This is a genomic window from Microbulbifer sp. ABF4_148 (assembly GCF_056158985.1).
Genome location: NZ_JBSWUI010000001.1, coordinates 4,119,139 through 4,137,168, shown reverse-complemented (window position 1 = coordinate 4,137,168; position 18,030 = coordinate 4,119,139). Strand labels below are relative to the sequence as shown.

At 56.4% G+C, this 18,030-nt stretch carries 10 protein-coding genes; 7 read left to right on the top strand and 3 right to left on the bottom strand.

Annotated features, from left to right (window positions below; genetic code table 11):
* Positions 1-270 precede the first annotated feature (270 nt).
* The 6 genes from rpoB (at position 271) to tuf (ending at position 13,308) form a co-directional block, all read left to right on the top strand.
* Complete coding sequence (rpoB, locus tag ACXAD0_RS18120) at positions 271-4,344, top strand: DNA-directed RNA polymerase subunit beta (RefSeq protein ID WP_475090178.1); 4,074 nt, start codon at positions 271-273, stop codon at positions 4,342-4,344.
* Between the two features lie 120 nt (positions 4,345-4,464).
* A complete protein-coding gene (gene rpoC, locus ACXAD0_RS18115; protein ID WP_475090176.1) occupies positions 4,465-8,697 on the top strand; it encodes a DNA-directed RNA polymerase subunit beta' in 4,233 nt (1,410 codons plus the stop codon).
* 227 nt (positions 8,698-8,924) lie between these two features.
* Positions 8,925-9,299 carry a 30S ribosomal protein S12 gene (rpsL, locus tag ACXAD0_RS18110; RefSeq protein ID WP_475090174.1) on the top strand — a complete coding sequence of 125 codons (375 nt, stop codon included), beginning with the start codon at positions 8,925-8,927 and terminating at the stop codon, positions 9,297-9,299.
* A 111-nt stretch (positions 9,300-9,410) separates the two neighbouring features.
* A complete protein-coding gene (gene rpsG, locus ACXAD0_RS18105; protein WP_475090172.1) occupies positions 9,411-9,881 on the top strand; it encodes a 30S ribosomal protein S7 in 471 nt (156 codons plus the stop codon).
* Between the two features lie 90 nt (positions 9,882-9,971).
* Positions 9,972-12,080 (top strand): elongation factor G, encoded by a 2,109-nt coding sequence (gene fusA, locus ACXAD0_RS18100; protein ID WP_475090170.1) that lies wholly within the window; start codon positions 9,972-9,974, stop codon positions 12,078-12,080.
* Positions 12,081-12,114: 34 nt separating this feature from the next.
* Entirely contained in the window at positions 12,115-13,308 is a 1,194-nt protein-coding gene (gene tuf / locus ACXAD0_RS18095) for an elongation factor Tu (RefSeq protein WP_475090168.1), read from the top strand.
* A gap of 102 nt (positions 13,309-13,410) precedes the next feature.
* On the opposite strand, the gene ACXAD0_RS18090 is transcribed toward tuf, so the two are convergent.
* Together ACXAD0_RS18090 and ACXAD0_RS18085 are read right to left on the bottom strand one after the other, a co-directional pair.
* Positions 13,411-16,119 (bottom strand): protein kinase domain-containing protein, encoded by a 2,709-nt coding sequence (locus ACXAD0_RS18090; protein WP_475090166.1) that lies wholly within the window; start codon positions 16,117-16,119, stop codon positions 13,411-13,413.
* Entirely contained in the window at positions 16,112-16,633 is a 522-nt protein-coding gene (locus ACXAD0_RS18085) for an ECF-type sigma factor (RefSeq protein ID WP_475090164.1), read from the bottom strand. Before ACXAD0_RS18085 ends, ACXAD0_RS18090 begins: the two co-directional genes overlap by 8 nt.
* A 427-nt stretch (positions 16,634-17,060) precedes the next feature.
* Here ACXAD0_RS18085 and ACXAD0_RS18080 point away from each other — a divergent pair, with 427 nt between their 5' ends.
* Positions 17,061-17,831: a SapC family protein gene (locus tag ACXAD0_RS18080; protein ID WP_475090163.1), complete on the top strand. Its 771-nt coding sequence runs from the start codon at positions 17,061-17,063 to the stop codon at positions 17,829-17,831.
* Here ACXAD0_RS18080 and ACXAD0_RS18075 read toward each other — a convergent pair.
* A complete protein-coding gene (locus tag ACXAD0_RS18075) occupies positions 17,818-17,976 on the bottom strand; it encodes a hypothetical protein (RefSeq protein ID WP_475090161.1) in 159 nt (52 codons plus the stop codon). The genes ACXAD0_RS18080 and ACXAD0_RS18075 overlap by 14 nt on opposite strands.
* Between the last annotated feature and the right edge of the window lie 54 nt (positions 17,977-18,030).

Sequence of the window (18,030 nt, the reverse complement as noted above, 5' to 3'; positions counted from 1 at the left end):
AGGCTGGTGGGTTATGCCCGCCGGCCTTTTTGCCGTTTGCGGCACTGGCGTTTTTCGCCACAGTCGCATTCGGTAGAGAGGGTTCTGTTCAGTGTAGGACACTGCATTGACCAGAGGCTTCTCGCCCGGGGAAATTGGGCTCAGAGTAAGATTATTTTTGGATGGTTAGGCCGGCTGGTTGTCGCGCTGGCAAATAATTTTACTCTGGCCCCGGTTTCCCGATTCGGGCAAACCAAGAAGTCTTGTCACTGATCAAGCTGGGGAATATGAATGGCTTACTCATACACTGAGAAAAAACGTATCCGAAAGGATTTTGGCAAGCTGCCAAAGGTCATGGATGTGCCTTTCCTGCTTGCGATACAGCTGGACTCGTATCGCAAATTTACCCAGGCCGATGCCCGGCCTGACGACAGACTGGATGTCGGATTGCAGGCGGCGTTTAAGTCCGTATTTCCGATTGTCAGCTATTCCGGCAATGCTGCACTGGAATTTGTAAGCTACACCCTGGGCAAGCCCGCATTCGACGTAAAAGAATGTACTCTGCGTGGCGTAACCTACGCCTGTCCGTTGCGTGTGCGCGTTCGCCTGATTATCTATGATAAGGAATCAGCGAATAAGTCCATCAAGGACATCAAGGAGCAGGAAGTGTACATGGGCGAAATTCCGCTCATGACCGAGAACGGTACCTTTGTGATCAATGGTACCGAGCGCGTGATCGTATCCCAGCTGCACCGTTCCCCGGGTGTATTCTTCGATCACGACAAGGGTAAGACCCACTCCTCCGGTAAACTACTGTATGCCGCGCGCGTGATCCCCTACCGTGGCTCCTGGCTGGACTTCGAGTTCGATCCGAAGGACCTGGTTTACGTCCGAATTGACCGTCGCCGGAAGCTGCCCGCGACCATTTTGCTGCGTGCGCTGGGCTACAGCTCCGAAGAAATGCTGGGCATGTTCTTCGATACCAGCACATTCGAACTGGGCGAAGAGTCGGCCAAACTGGAACTGATCCCGTCGCGTCTGCGCGGCGATGTTGCCTCCTTCGATATCAAGGATGGCAGCGGCAAGGTGATCGTTGAGGAAGGTCGACGCATTACGCCGCGTCATATCCGCCAGTTGGAAAAAGCTGGTGTGGAAACCCTCGAAGCGCCGCTGGAATACCTGTACGGCCGTGTTCTGGCGCACGACATCATTGATGAGTCCACCGGTGAAGTTGCCGTGGAAGCCAACGCTGAGATCACTGAAGAAGTGGTCGGCAAAATGCGTGCGCTTAACGTCAAGACGTTCCAGACGCTGTACACCAACGACCTCGACTGCGGTCCGTTTATTTCCGATACCCTGCGCGCGGACCCGTCCCGTACGCAGCTGGAAGCGCTGGTGGAAATCTACCGTATGATGCGCCCGGGCGAGCCGCCCACCAAGGAGTCTGCGGAAACCCTGTTTGAGAACCTGTTCTTCACCGACGAGCGCTACGACCTGTCAGCGGTTGGTCGCATGAAGTTCAACCGTCGCCTGGGTCGTGAAGACGAAACCGGTGAGGGTACCCTGAGCAAAGACGATATCGTTGAGGTACTCAAAACCCTGATCGATATCCGTAACGGCCGCGGCATGGTCGATGACATCGATCACCTGGGTAACCGTCGTGTGCGTTCCGTCGGCGAAATGGCTGAAAACCAGTTCCGCGTAGGCCTGGTGCGTGTAGAGCGCGCCGTAAAAGAACGTCTGTCCATGGCGGAGTCCGAGGGCCTGATGCCTCAGGACCTGATCAATGCCAAGCCGGTAGCGGCTGCGGTGAAAGAATTCTTTGGTTCTTCCCAGTTGTCCCAGTTTATGGACCAGAACAACCCGCTGTCGGAAGTGACACACAAGCGCCGTGTTTCTGCGCTTGGCCCGGGTGGTCTGACCCGTGAGCGTGCCGGTTTTGAGGTTCGCGACGTTCACCCGACCCACTACGGCCGCGTATGTCCGATTGAGACACCGGAAGGTCCGAACATTGGTCTGATCAACTCGCTGGCAACCTACGCGCGTGCCAACCATTACGGCTTCCTGGAAAGCCCGTATCGCAAGGTTGTTGACGGCAAGGTTACCGAAGAGATTGAATACCTGTCGGCGATCAACGAAGCCAACTACGTTATCGCCCAGGCTTCTGCTGCAGTGAATGAAGACGGCCGCTTTGCCGATGATCTGGTTAGCGCACGCTTCCAGAACGAATTTAGCCTGAAGCAGCCGGAAGACATCGAGTACCAGGACGTGTCCGCGCGTCAGGTGGTGTCCGTTGCGGCAGCGATGATTCCGTTCCTCGAGCACGATGATGCGAACCGCGCACTGATGGGCTCGAACATGCAGCGCCAGGCGGTGCCGACGCTGCGTGCCGACAAGCCGCTGGTCGGAACCGGTATGGAGCGTACTGTTGCGCGCGATTCCGGTGTGTGTGTTGTCGCCAAGCGTGGCGGCGTGATCGAGCGTGTCGATGCCAGCCGTGTTGTTGTGCGTGTCCACGATGACGAGGTGGAAGCCGGTGATGCCGGTGTGGATCTGTATGGTCTGACCAAATACACCCGTTCGAACCAGAACACCTGTATCAACCAGCGCCCGATCGTGAAGACTGGCGACGTGGTTGCTCGCGGTGACATCCTGGCAGACGGCCCGTCCGTTGACCTGGGTGAGCTGGCGCTGGGCCAGAACATGCGTATCGCATTCATGCCCTGGAACGGCTACAACTTCGAGGATTCCATCCTTATCTCTGAGCGCGTCGTGCAGGAAGATCGCTTCACGACCATCCACATTCAGGAACTGACCTGTATCGCCCGTGATACCAAACTGGGCAGCGAAGAGATTACTGCGGATATCCCCAACGTAGGTGAGTCTGCGCTGAATAAGCTGGATGAGTCCGGCATCGTTTATATCGGTGCGGAAGTCGGCGCTGGCGACATCCTGGTTGGCAAGGTGACGCCGAAAGGCGAGGCCCAGCTGACTCCGGAAGAGAAGCTGCTGCGTGCGATCTTCGGTGAGAAAGCCTCTGACGTGAAAGACACTTCCCTGCGTGCGCCGAGTGGCACTCGCGGTACCGTGATTGACGTACAGGTCTTTACTCGTGACGGTCTGCAGAAGGACCAGCGCTCTATCGATATCGAAAAGGCGCAGCTGGATGAAGTCCGCAAAGACCTGAACGAGGAATACCGTATTGTCGAAGGCGCGACCTTTGAGCGTCTGCAGGCGGCCCTGGAAGGTCAGACCGTCGCTGGCGGTAAAGGCGTCAAGAAGGGCGATGTGCTGTCTGCCGCTGTGCTTGCCGAACTGCCGCGTGAAGACTGGTTCAAACTGCGTCTCGCAGAAGAGAGCCTGAACGAACAGCTCGAAAAAGCCGAAGCTCAGCTGAATGAGCGACGCAAGCTGCTCGACGAGCAATTTGAAGACAAGAAGAAGAAACTGGAGTCCGGTGACGATCTGGCACCGGGTGTGCTGAAGATCGTCAAGGTTTACCTTGCGATCAAGCGTCGTATCCAGCCGGGTGACAAGATGGCCGGTCGCCACGGTAACAAGGGTGTGATCTCCGTGATCAAGCCGGTCGAGGATATGCCGTACGACGAGAATGGTGAGCCGGTCGATATCGTGCTTAACCCGCTGGGTGTTCCTTCTCGTATGAACGTCGGACAGGTTCTTGAAATGCACCTCGGTATGGCCGCCAAGGGCCTGGGTGTAAAGATCGACAAGATGGTCAAGGAGCAGCAGGAAGTCGCCAAGGTGCGTGAGTTCCTGGGAGAGGTATACAACTCCACGGGTGGCCGCAAAGAAGATCTGGACGAGCTGACCGACCAGGAAGTACAGGCCATGGCGCAGAACCTGCGCAAGGGTGTACCGATGGCGACGCCGGTATTCGACGGTGCCGACGAGAGCGAAATCAAGACATTGTTGCGCCTCGCCGACATCCCTGACTCGGGTCAGATCACCCTGCATGACGGCCGTACCGGTGATGCCTTCGAGCGTCCGGTCACCGTTGGTTACATGTATATGCTGAAGCTGAACCACCTGGTAGACGACAAGATGCACGCGCGTTCTACCGGTTCATACAGCCTGGTTACCCAGCAGCCGCTGGGTGGTAAGGCGCAGTTTGGTGGCCAGCGCTTCGGTGAGATGGAGGTGTGGGCACTGGAAGCATACGGTGCCGCCTACACCCTGCAGGAAATGCTCACGGTTAAATCCGATGACGTGGAAGGCCGGACCAAGATGTACAAGAACATCGTGGATTCCGACCACCGCATGGAGCCGGGTATGCCCGAATCCTTCAACGTACTGGTCAAGGAGATCCGTGCTCTCGGCATGAACTTCGAGCTCGAGCACGACTGAGACTGACTGAAGGCGCCTGTTCGCAGGCGAATGTGATTAGAGACCGGCGCCCGCGGGCGCCGGCTGGCCCGGACCGAAAGGGTCCGGGTCGGGTTGACACCCTCAACTGGAGGAATGGCCTTGAAAGATTTGTTAAACCTGGTGAAAGACCGGGAGCAGCTGGAAGAATTTGACGCGATCCGCATCGGCCTCGCGTCCCCGGACATGATCCGCTCCTGGTCCTACGGCGAAGTGAAAAAGCCGGAGACCATCAACTACCGTACCTTCAAGCCGGAGCGTGAAGGTCTGTTCTGCGCCAAGATCTTTGGCCCGGTCAAGGACTACGAGTGCCTGTGCGGTAAGTACAAGCGCATGAAGCACCGCGGCATTATCTGTGAGAAGTGCGGTGTGGAAGTGACCAAAGCCAAGGTGCGTCGTGAGCGCATGGGCCACATCGAGCTGGCTAGCCCGGTTGCACACATCTGGTTCCTGAAGTCACTGCCGTCCCGTATCGGTCTGCTGCTGGATATGACCCTGCGTGATATCGAGCGCGTACTGTACTTCGAATCTTATGTAGTGACCGATCCGGGTATGACTACCCTGGAGCGCGGCCAGCTGCTGAATGACGAGCAGTACTTCGAGGCGATGGAAGAGTTCGCCGATGAGTTCGAAGCCAAGATGGGCGCCGAGGCGATCCAGGAGCTGATGCGTGACATCGACCTGCCGTCTGAAGTACAGCGTCTGCGCGAAGAAATTCCCGCGACCAACTCGGAAACCAAGATCAAGAAACTGTCCAAGCGCCTGAAGCTGCTGGAAGCCTTCTACAAGTCCGGTAACAACCCGGAGTGGATGGTGATGGAAGCGCTGCCGGTTCTGCCGCCGGATCTGCGTCCGCTGGTACCGCTGGACGGTGGCCGCTTCGCGACCTCCGATCTGAACGACCTGTACCGCCGTGTAATCAACCGGAACAACCGTCTGAAGCGCCTGCTCGAGCTGAATGCGCCGGACATTATCGTGCGCAACGAAAAGCGCATGCTGCAGGAATCGGTTGACGCCCTGCTGGACAACGGCCGTCGCGGTCGCGCCATCACAGGTTCCAACAAGCGCCCGCTGAAGTCCCTGGCTGACATGATTAAGGGTAAGCAGGGTCGTTTCCGTCAGAACCTGCTCGGTAAGCGCGTTGACTACTCTGGCCGTTCCGTCATCGTGGTTGGCCCGACCCTGCGTCTGCACCAGTGTGGTCTGCCGAAGAAGATGGCCCTCGAGCTGTTCAAGCCGTTTATTTTCGGCAAGCTGGAAGCCCGTGGTCTGGCGACCACCATCAAGGCGGCCAAGAAGATGGTCGAGCGCGAAGAAGCGGTGGTGTGGGATATCCTCGACGAGGTCATCCGCGAGCACCCGGTACTGCTCAACCGCGCCCCGACCCTGCACCGTCTCGGTATCCAGGCATTTGAGCCGGTACTGATTGAAGGTAAGGCAATCCAGCTGCATCCGCTGGTTTGTGCGGCCTATAACGCTGACTTCGACGGTGACCAGATGGCGGTACACGTACCGCTGACCATTGAAGCGCAGCTGGAATCCCGCGCGCTGATGATGTCCACCAACAACATTTTGTCGCCAGCCAACGGTGAGCCGATCATCGTACCGTCCCAGGACGTTGTTCTGGGTCTGTACTGGATGACCCGTGAGCGCGTCAACGACAAGGGTGAAGGCATGGTCTTTGCCGACATCAAGGAAGTCAGCCGCGCGTTCTACGCCAAGCAGGTTGGTCTGCAGGCGAAGATCAAAGTGCGCGTGCGTGAAGTCATTATTGGCGAAGATCGCGAGAAGACCGAGCGCACCAGTCTGATCGACACCACTGTCGGCCGTGCACTGCTGTGGAATATCGTACCGGAAGGCCTGCCCTTCGAGCTGGTCAACCAGCCGATGAAGAAGAAGGCGATCTCCCGTGCGCTGAACCAGTGCTACCGTCTGGTGGGCCTGAAGGCGACCGTTATCTTCGCTGACCAGCTGATGTATACCGGTTTTGACTTCTCCACCAAGTCCGGTTCTTCCATTGGTGTGAACGACTTCCAGATCCCCGACGAGAAGGCTGAGCTGATCGCGGGTGCGGAAGCAGAAGTGAAAGAAATTGAAAGCCAGTTTGCTTCCGGTCTGGTAACCCAGGGCGAGAAGTACAACAAGGTGATCGACGTTTGGTCCCGCACCAACGACAAAGTGACCCAGGCGATGATGGCCGGTATCAAGAAAGAGCCGGTTGTGGATCGCGAGGGTAATGACACCGAACAGGACTCCTTCAACTCCGTGTACATGTATGCCGACTCCGGCGCACGGGGTAGTGAGGCGCAGATTCGTCAGCTGGCCGGTATGCGTGGACTGATGGCGCGTCCGGATGGTTCCATTATCGAAAACGCCATTACCGCAAACTTCCGTGAAGGTCTGACCGTACAGCAGTACTTCATCTCGACCCACGGTGCGCGTAAGGGTCTGGCGGATACCGCACTGAAGACGGCGAACTCCGGTTACCTGACGCGTCGTCTGGTAGACGTTGCGCAGGACGTGGTCATTACCGAGATTGATTGTGGCACCGACGAAGGCCTGACCATGGCACCGGTGATCGAGGGCGGTGACGTCATCGAGTCCCTTGGTGACCGTATCCTCGGTCGTGTAGTCGCACGTGACGTGATCAAGCCCGGTAGCGACGAGATCGCGGTTCCGGCAGGCACCATGATCGACGAAAAGTGGGTTGAGCGTATCGAGTCCATGGGTATCGATGAGGTGATGGTGCGGTCACCGATCAGCTGTGAGACCTCTCACGGTATCTGTTCGCAGTGTTACGGACGCGATCTTGCCCGTGGTCATCGTGCCAATCCGGGTGAATCAGTGGGCGTTGTTGCAGCCCAGTCCATTGGTGAGCCGGGTACCCAGCTGACCATGCGTACCTTCCACATCGGTGGTGCAGCGAGCCGTGCCTCTGCAGCGGACAGCATCCAGGTGAAGCTGGGCGGTACCATTCGCCTGCACAACCTGAAGACCGTGAAGACTGAAGCGGGCAACCTGGTTGCGGTATCCCGTTCCGGTGAGCTGGCGGTGGCTGACAGTGCCGGCCGCGAGCGCGAGCGTTATAAGCTGCCTTACGGTGCGCAGATCACAGTTGCTGAAGGTTCCGAGGTCGATGGTGGCCAGATTGTGGCCAAGTGGGATCCGCATACCCACCCGATCATCACTGAGGTAGCCGGTTGGGTGAAGCTGTCCGGTATGGAAGAAGGTCTGTCCATCCGTAAGCAGACTGACGAGCTGACCGGTGTATCTTCGATCGAAATCATCGATCCGGCCGAGCGTCCGGCGGCAGGTAAAGACCTGCGTCCGGCTGTGACCCTGGTTGACGAGAACGGTGAAGAACTGACCCTAGCTAACAGCAACGCGCCGGCGCACTACGCGCTGCCGCCGCGTGCAGTACTGAGCCTGTCAGAGGGTGACAAGGCCAACGTTGGTGACGTTATCGCACGTATTCCGCAGGAATCCGGTGGTACCAAGGACATCACCGGTGGTCTGCCGCGGGTTGCTGACCTGTTCGAAGCCCGTAAGCCGAAAGAGCCGTCCATCCTGGCGGAGATCTCCGGTACCGTTTCCTTCGGTAAGGAGACCAAGGGCAAGGTACGTCTGCAGATCACCCCGAACGACGGTAAGCCGCTGGCCAACGGCAAGGATCACTACGAAGTACTGATTCCGAAACACCGCCAGCTGACCGTGTTCGAAGGTGAGACCGTAGAGAAGGGCGAGGTCATCTCCGACGGCCCGTCCAACCCGCATGACATCCTGCGTCTGAAAGGCGTGGAAGAGCTGGCTCGTTACATCACCAACGAGATCCAGGAGGTTTACCGCCTCCAGGGTGTAGGCATTAACGACAAGCACATTGAAACTATCGTGCGTCAGATGCTGCGTAAGGTCGAGATCCTGGAAATGGGTGACTCCCAGTTCATTAAGGGTGACCAGGTGGAGTACCAGCGTGTGGTCGAAGAGAACGAGCGTCTGCGTGCCGAAAACAAGCAGCCGGCTCAGTTCGAGCGCCTGCTGCTGGGTATCACCAAGGCGTCGCTGGCGACCGAGTCCTTCCTGTCTGCCGCATCCTTCCAGGAGACTACCCGTGTCCTGACCGAGGCTGCAGTAACCGGCAAGGAAGACAACCTGCGTGGCCTGAAGGAAAACGTGGTTGTTGGTCGCCTGATCCCGGCGGGTACCGGTCTGGCGTACCACACCGAGCGCAAGCGCAAGCGCAGCCTGCAGATGTCCCAGGGCTTTGCCACTGAAGGGCCGTCGGCAGAGGAAGTCGAAGCAGCACTCACCGAGGCACTCAAGTCCTCTGGCGAGTGAGTTTGTCCGGCGGGGCGCTGTCCCGCCGGTCACAGAATTTCGGTCAGCAGCGAAAGTTAGTGCTTACTATCGCTGGTGATTGACTAGGGGCGCCGACGCTTATAGAATGCGGCCCCCGCATATGGGGTGCGTCCGTCTGGCTGTTATGCTGGCGGCCGTGCACTAACGACTGGGCCCTCACTCTATCTAGGTTGGGTGGGGGCGTTTTATTTTTGGAGTGATTTTTAATGGCAACGATCAACCAGTTGGTTCGTAAGCCGAGAAAACGCAAAGTCGAAAAAAGCGACGTTCCCGCTCTGCAGGCCTGCCCGCAGCGTCGTGGAGTTTGCACTCGTGTGTACACCACTACACCGAAGAAGCCGAACTCTGCACTGCGCAAGGTGTGCCGTGTGCGTCTCACCAATGGTTTCGAAGTTACTTCGTACATCGGCGGTGAAGGCCACAACCTGCAGGAGCACAGCGTGGTACTGATTCGCGGCGGTCGTGTTAAAGACCTGCCGGGTGTGCGCTACCACACTGTACGCGGTGCACTTGACTGTGCCGGCGTAAACGATCGTAAGCAGGGCCGTTCCAAGTACGGCGTTAAGCGCCCGAAAGGCTAAAACCCTGTAACGATTTGCGTTTCGGTTTCCAACCGGAGTAAGGCTGAGCTCGCCGAGTTGTAAGTGTTTACGGCGGCGTCTCAGAGCAACCCTGAAGAGAGGCAATTTGCAATGCCAAGAAGACGAGTAGTCGCCAAGCGCGAAGTACTGCCCGATCCCAAGTTCGGGAATGTCACACTGGCCAAGTTCATGAACCACGTCATGATCAGCGGCAAGAAGTCTGTGGCTGAGCGTATCGTATACGGTGCGCTGGATCTGGTTTCAGAAAAGCTGAACAAAGATCCGATTGAAATTTTCGAAGAGTCCCTGGAAAACATCGCCCCGATGGTGGAAGTTAAGTCCCGTCGTGTTGGTGGTGCTACTTACCAGGTGCCGGTAGAGGTGCGTCCTGCGCGCCGTAATGCTCTGGCAATGCGTTGGCTGGTAGAGTTCTCCCGTAAGCGCGGTGAGAAGTCCATGGCCCAGCGTCTGGCTAACGAAATGATTGACGCTGCCCAAGGTAAGGGCGGTGCGGTCAAGAAGCGTGAAGACGTGCACCGTATGGCGGAAGCCAACAAGGCGTTCTCTCACTACCGCTTCTAAGTCTGATGAATACCAACATCGGAAATTAATACCGAAAGGCAGCACGGAAAAATCCAAGCTGCCTTTTGCCGTTATATCGAGGATACAACTGTGGCACGTAAAACGCCTATCGACCGCTATCGCAATATCGGTATCTGCGCCCACGTAGATGCCGGTAAGACCACGACCACTGAGCGCGTACTGTTCTACACCGGTCTGTCCCACAAAATTGGTGAGGTGCACGAAGGCGCCGCGACCATGGACTGGATGGAGCAGGAGCAGGAGCGTGGTATTACCATTACTTCTGCAGCAACGACCTGTTTCTGGGCTGGTATGCAGCAGCAGTTCCCGCAGCACCGCGTCAACATTATTGATACCCCGGGACACGTTGACTTCACCATTGAAGTAGAGCGCTCCCTGCGTGTACTCGACGGTGCTGTTGTTGTTCTGTGTGGTTCCTCCGGCGTTCAGCCGCAGACCGAAACCGTATGGCGCCAGGCCAACAAGTACGAAGTACCGCGTATGGTCTTCGTCAACAAAATGGACCGCGCCGGTGCGGACTACCGCAACGTTGTCAGCCAGCTGAAAGAGCGTCTGAACGCAAACGCCGTTCCGCTGCAGATGACCATTGGCTCCGAAGACGAGTTCAAGGGTGTGGTTGACCTGGTGAAGATGAAGGCCATCATCTGGAACGAAGACGACCAGGGCATGACCTTCACTTACGAAGATATCCCCGCTGACCTGCAGGACGAATGTGCTGAAATGCACGAGTTCCTGGTTGAGGCTGCTGCCGAAGCTACTGAAGAGCTGATGGAAAAGTACCTCGAAGAAGGCGAGCTGACCGAAGAAGAAATCAAGGCAGCGATCCGTCAGCGTACCCTGGCGAACGAAATTGTTCCGGTTCTGGGCGGTTCTGCGTTCAAGAACAAGGGTGTACAGGCTGTACTGGACGCGGTAATCGAATACCTGCCGGCGCCGACCGAAGTTAAGGCGATCGAAGGTACTCTGCTGGATAAAGAAGAGACCGTAGAAACCCGTGAAGCCGACGACGATGCGCCGTTTGCTGCACTGGCGTTTAAAATCGCCACAGACCCCTTCGTTGGTACTCTGACCTTCTTCCGTGTGTACTCCGGTAAGCTGGAAAGCGGCACCGCGGTCTACAACTCCGTGAAGCAGAAAAAAGAGCGTGTCGGCCGTATGGTGCAGATGCACTCCAATGACCGTCAGGAAATCAAAGAAGTACTGGCTGGCGACATCGCCGCAGCAATCGGCCTGAAGGATGTCACCACTGGTGACACCCTGTGTTCCGAAGACGCCAAGATCGTTCTCGAGCGTATGGAATTCCCGGAGCCGGTAATTTCTGTTGCCGTTGAGCCGAAGTCCAAGCCGGATCAGGAAAAAATGGGTATCGCACTGGGCAAGCTGGCTCAGGAAGACCCGTCTTTCCGCGTTAAGACCGACGAAGAGACTGGCCAGACCATTATCTCCGGTATGGGTGAGCTGCACCTCGACATCATCGTCGACCGTATGAAGCGTGAGTTCAGCGTTGAGGCCAACATCGGTAAGCCGCAGGTTGCCTACCGCGAGACCATCCGCAACACCTCTGACATCGAAGGCAAGTTCGTACGTCAGTCCGGTGGTCGTGGTCAGTACGGTCATGTCTGGGTCAAGTTTGAGCCGGCAGAAGACGAGTCCCAGGAAGGCCTGGAATTCGTTAACGAAATCGTGGGTGGTGTGGTACCGAAGGAATACATTCCTGCGGTACAGAAAGGTATCGAAGAGCAGATGCAGAACGGTGTACTGGCGGGCTTCCCGCTGCTGGGCCTGAAAGCAACCCTGTACGACGGTTCCTACCACGATGTGGACTCCAACGAGATGGCGTTCAAGATCGCTGGCTCCATGGCAACCAAGCAGTTGGCTGAAAAGGGCGGTGCTGTTCTGCTCGAGCCGATGATGAAGGTTGAAGTTGTGACTCCAGAAGAGAACATGGGTGACGTGGTTGGCGACCTTAACCGTCGTCGCGGCCTGATCCAGGGTATGGATGAGAACGCGTCCGGTAAGGTTGTAAACGCGGAAGTGCCGCTGGCTGAAATGTTCGGCTACGCCACTGACCTGCGTTCTGCGACTCAGGGCCGTGCAACCTACACCATGGAATTCCTGAAGTACGCGGAAGCACCGAAAAACGTCGCCGATGAAATCATCGCGAAGACCAAGGCTTAATTACTAACTCTTTTTTGCTAGAGGACATTGAAAAATGGCAAAGGAAAAGTTTGAACGTTCCAAGCCCCACGTAAACGTGGGCACCATCGGTCACGTTGACCACGGTAAAACCACCCTGACCGCTGCTCTGACTCGCGTATGTGCTGAAGTTTGGGGCGGTGACGCGGTAGCGTTTGACGGTATCGACAACGCTCCGGAAGAGCGTGAGCGTGGTATTACCATTGCTACCTCCCACGTTGAATACGAGTCCCCGACCCGTCACTACGCGCACGTAGACTGCCCGGGACACGCTGACTACGTTAAGAACATGATCACCGGTGCTGCTCAGATGGACGGCGCTATCCTGGTATGTTCCGCAGCTGACGGCCCCATGCCGCAGACTCGCGAGCACATCCTGCTGTCTCGTCAGGTTGGTGTACCGTACATCGTGGTATTCCTGAACAAGGCTGACATGGTAGACGACGAAGAGCTGCTCGAGCTGGTAGAAATGGAAGTTCGCGAACTTCTCGACCAGTACGAGTTCCCGGGTGACGACACTCCGATCATCGTTGGTTCTGCTCTGATGGCCCTGAATGGCGACGACAGCAACGAAATGGGTACTACCGCTGTTAAGAAGCTGGTTGAGACCCTGGACGAGTACATTCCGGAGCCGGAGCGTGCGGTAGACCAGCCGTTCCTGATGCCGATCGAAGACGTATTCTCCATCTCCGGTCGTGGTACCGTTGTAACTGGTCGTGTTGAGCGTGGCGTGATCAATACTGGCGACGAGATCGAGATCGTTGGTATCAAGGAAACCACCACTACTACCTGTACTGGTGTTGAGATGTTCCGCAAGCTGCTCGACGAAGGTCGTGCTGGTGAGAACATTGGTGCGCTGCTGCGTGGTACCAAGCGTGACGAAGTTGAGCGTGGTCAGGTTCTGGCTAAGCCGGGCTCCATCACCCCGCACACCAAGTTCGAAGCGGAAGTGTACATCCTGTCCAAGGACGAAGGTGGTCGTCACACCCCGTTCTTCAAGGGCTACCGTCCGCAGTTCTACTTCCGTACCACTGACGTGACTGGCGCTTGTGAGCTGCCGGAAGGCACCGAGATGGTAATGCCGGGCGACAACATCCAGATGGCGGTTACTCTCATCGCGCCGATCGCGATGGAAGAAGGTCTGCGCTTCGCGATCCGCGAAGGTGGCCGTACCGTTGGTGCTGGCGTTGTAGCCAAGATCATCGAGTAATCTTTACTCTGGATCGCATCAAAAAAGCCGCAGCGGAAACGCTGCGGCTTTTTTTGTGCCCGCTCAAAATCTTCATTGGAGGACCTAAAACGTCCGTCGCTGTCAGCTGAATTCCGACAGTATTTTTCTATGTTTGGCGATAACTGGCGCACTTGCCGGAAAAATCTGCAAATAGCTGGTAATCAATGCTTCGTGCAGCGACTTGGCCAGTGTCGTATCCCCGAGTTCCCGCGCAATCTGTGCTTCCAGTTCGATCGTCTCCAAAACGATCGGGTTATGCGGCTCGAAGTGTTTCAGGTTGATGCGTCTTGACTCCCGTAATTGTTCGAGAGCGACGTCATACTGTTGCTGGTGAAAAGCGATACGCGCGAACTTCAAATGAATCGCAGCAACGCCGTAATCCTCTTCACCGAATTGCTGAATGGTGACGTTGCGGGTGCTTTGAAGGAGGGACATTCCCCGCTCAACATCGCCAGTACGCGCTAACACCTCGCCGAGATTGATATGAGTGAGGAATAGTGCAGCAGACTTCTCGGGATAAATCCCGGAAAGAGACGCGTGTGCGCGTTGTAAATCATTGCGCGCTTCCTCGAGTAAGCCCATTTCCAGATACGTAAAACCACGATGATTGAGAACGCCCGCGGTCGACCCTTCACTTTGCGCGGGGACGGATAGGAGTTGGCTCAACACTTTTACCGCTAGTTCATGGTGCCCAAGGCGTCGCACCAACCTGGCATATTGAATGGAAATGCTTCTCAGGGTCGCATTGTCTTTTGAGAAAATCTTGCTTCCCGTGGTGTAGGCAAATTCAAGATGCGTTTGTGCCTCGGTCCATCGGCTCAAACGCTTCAAGCACTTCGCCAGATAAAAGTGACTGTCTAATGTTTGTGGATGACTTGTACCCAGGGACTCAATTCGCGCATCCAGTGCGGCTCGAGCGAATACTGTCGCCGACTGGAAATCTGCCGCATCGAAATGTGCAACAGCAAGGCTGTGCAGTGTGGTTCGCCCCAGTTCGCCACCGTGATCGGGAAGCTGCTTCCATCGCGCGTCCGCCGCGGTAAGGAGTTTAATACCTGCTTGGGCATCCCCGAGATCGACCAGTAGCTGCCCCTGACGCATCAGGACAATCGGTTCGATATGCTTGTCAGGGTGTTGCTGCAGAATGTGCTGGGCTAGCTCCAGTGACTTGCGGGCATCTTCCAGTTGATCAGACTCACGGTAGTAGTGAGCAAGTTGCGCCAAATCCCCAGCGGTGCTTGCCGTCCTACGGTCGGCTAGTTGCTGTTCGATGACCATGGCTGACCGCTGCAGGTCAGCCGCGTCTATATATTTGCCTGTTTTATATTTGACGGTGGCGAGTGTCTTGAGCAGTTGCGCTTTGACCTGCGGTCTCTCGCCCAGGGAAGCTCTGGTCTTTTCTACCGATATATCGAGCAATTTGTCGACATTGACGGTTCTGCCCCGGGCATTTTCTGGCGAAGCGGCGGAGAACGTGTCGATGAGTAGCGCACTGACCCGCTCCGCCGTTTCTGACTGTTGTTGGGTTTCCAGTTGCGAGGCGATCAGGTTGTCGCGCTCCAGGCGTAACTTGTTGGACAGATTGATGCTTGCGGAGAGCCCGCCCGCAATAGAGATAAAAACGAAGGCTGACAGCGCGCAGGCAACGGGATAGCGTCGGATCAACTTTCCCGTACGGTAGACAAGGCTCGGTGGGGTGGCGTGTACCGGTTCATTTTGCAGGAATCGCTCAATATCCTGACGGAACTCACTCGCGGAGGCGTAGCGCCGGGTAGTTTCCCGTTCAAGTGCGCAGGAGAGGATATTGTCGATGTCTCCGCGCAGGCTACGCCAATCCGTCCACGTTATCCGCTGCTCGCGCGCCCTGCGACTGGCGAGCGGTACTGCACCTTCACAAATAGACCGAAAAGTCTGCTCTACCGTGGTGTTGCCCTGACCAAACGGGGGCGCGCCGGTGACCAGAGTGAAGAGCAGTAGGCCAAGCCCATAGATGTCAGTCGCGGTCGTGCTTGGCTCGCCCTGGATTTGCTCCGGACTGGCGTATGAGGGGGTGAGCCCTGCAAGACTTGTTTTGTGGTGGATATCTTCACTGTGCAGGATCTTACTGACCCCGAAGTCCAGTAGCTTTACCTGTCCGCTATCGGTCACCAGTACATTTTCAGGCTTGATGTCGCGATGAATGACCAGATGGCTGTGCGCGAATCCAATGCCGTCACAGACTTGCAGGAACAGCTGCAGCCGTTGGGTCAAATTGAGTTGGCGCTGCGCACAGAACTCAGTGATTGGCTGTCCATCAATGTATTCCATCACCAGATAGGGGCGCCGGTCCGCGGTAGACCCGCCGTCCATCAGCGTGGCGATATTCGGGTGCTGCAGCTGCGCCAGGATTTGTCGCTCGCGATGGAAATGTTTGAGTTCTTCTTCGCCCGTAAAGCTCGAGGCGATCTTGATAGCGACTTGCTGTCGATAAGTACCATCGTCCCGCCTGGCGAGAAAGACAATGCCCATACCGCCACGACCGATCTCGTGTTCTACGCGATAGGCGCCCAGTCTCTGCCCTGAGGCCAGGTTCTGGCTGAGGTCCTGCAGGTGTTGGCCAATGATGTTCGCCTGCTTTTCGGAGGGTGCGTCGGTATCACAGATGCTGAGGAGCCGCCGCACCTCCACAGCCGTTGCCGGATCAAGCCCGGGCTCAGCGAGCACGCTCTCTCGCTCCGCGGGGGCGAGTGGCTCGCATTGGTCAAACAGTTGTTTGACCTCCTTGAGATTCAACGGGGCTTCGTCAGGCATGGCTGTGCGTCAGGCGGTCGGTCAGAAATGAGCGGGCGAATTTCAACTCCCGCTCGACCGTAGCGAGGCTGAGGGAGAGCAGGTCGGCAATCTTTGCCTGAGTGCAGCCGGCCAGATAGTGCAGCTCGGCGATGGTCTCCAGGCGTTCACTGATCGTGGACATCTCGGTAAGAGTCTTGTCGATGGTGAGCAGGCCGAGATTCACATCGATATCTGCCAGCAGGTCGTCCATCCACACCGTCCGCAGTTGTTGCCCGTTGCGCTTTTGTGCCGATTTGGCCCTGGCGTGATCGATGAGCAGGTGGCGCATGGCTTTCGCGGCACAGCGAAAGATGTGGGCCTTGCCTTCATATCCACCGGGAGACTCGGAAAGACGAATAAAGGCTTCGTGCACGATCTCGGTCGTCTGCAAGGTCACATTGTCACTCTGCCCGCCAAGGATCCGGCGCGCGCAATGACGTAGCTCCTGATAGAGCTGCTCCGTCAGCTCGGGCATGGTTTCTGGTTGTGGCATTACGGTACGACCTCGGATTTGCGAGACAAAGGATATTACAAAAAACGACGCGCCATGAGGGGTTGGGACGGGTGAATACGTAATTAGTTATAGGTGGTCCTTTTTGTCCGGGTGGAGCACATGGGGTTGATTACAAAATGATCAAGGCGGGGCGTTGTTCTGTTTGGTAAAGCGCCCATTTCTGCTCTTTGTACTCCAGCCAAGTCAGGAGAGCCGTTGAGACAATCAGTCTGAAATCTTAACGCGCCAAAGCTCCTTTAAGTGACAAAAGTGAATAAATAGCGATTTTTTTGTTAAAAGTGTCACAAAATTGGCGTTAAATTGATCGCAAATATCTCTGATGATTTGTGTGTTTTTGTGTCCGGCGACCGTTCCATGCCGATAAGAGCACAGAGTGTTACCAATCCGATTTTTGGAGTGAAAGCAGATGAGTGAACTGCTGTTTTACCGCAACCCCGTTGCACTGAACCGGGAGCGTCATCGCAACCTCAGATTTTCTCCCAGCGACAAGTTTCGGTTCTCGAGCAATGTGAACTCAGTGCCTTTGACCGGTGTGGAGTTTTTTGAGGCGAGTCGTGACCTGCCCATCCTTTTTAGTCGCAATGATGCGGGGCAGTACTTCCCGCTCGTGCTGCTGTCACTGCGCAATGATCAGCATGCCTTGCTGAGCGAGGCTGGTGAGTGGCAGGGGAATTACGTTCCGGCATTTATTCGTCGCTATCCGTTTGCCATGACCGGTGACAACACGGTGTGTTTCGATGATAGCTCTGAGCACTTCTCCGAGGAGGAGGGGGAGCCGTTGTTCGACGAGCAAGGAGAAAACACGCCGACGCTGAACAACGTGCTCCAGTTTCTGAATAATTTCGACGAATCGCACCAGCGCACGCGGGAGTTTTGCGAGTCTGTTGCCTCCGCCGATCTGTATAAGCCCTTCAATATTCAGGTTCTGGCGGGCGATGGCCAGCCTGTGCGGCTTGAAGGTCTGCATGTCATTGATGAGGCGAAGCTGATTGAGGTTGATCAGGACCAGGTCAACAGTGGTTCAAGTCAGGCCAGCTGGCCTGGATTTATGCGCACCTGCACTCACTCGGGGCGTTACGCCAGCTCTCCCGCCGTCAGGCGCAAAGTAATGCTGCCGAAGAATCCCGGGAAAAAGCCCAGTCAGGTCGACTTAATTAGCCGGATCAAGAACCGATAACGCGGCGAAAAAAATAGCCCGGGTGGTTTTCCGTCCGGCCTCTAAGCAGCCATGTGCCCTGGAAGGCGCGGCTGCTTTGCTGCTTTTGAATCGAGCGCTTTTCACAAAGCGCCCAAAACAAAAACACATTATCAGTAAGAGTCATGCGTGTTACCTCCGCATCACTCGCTACGAAAATTAGCACTCAGCTGTCTTCAAG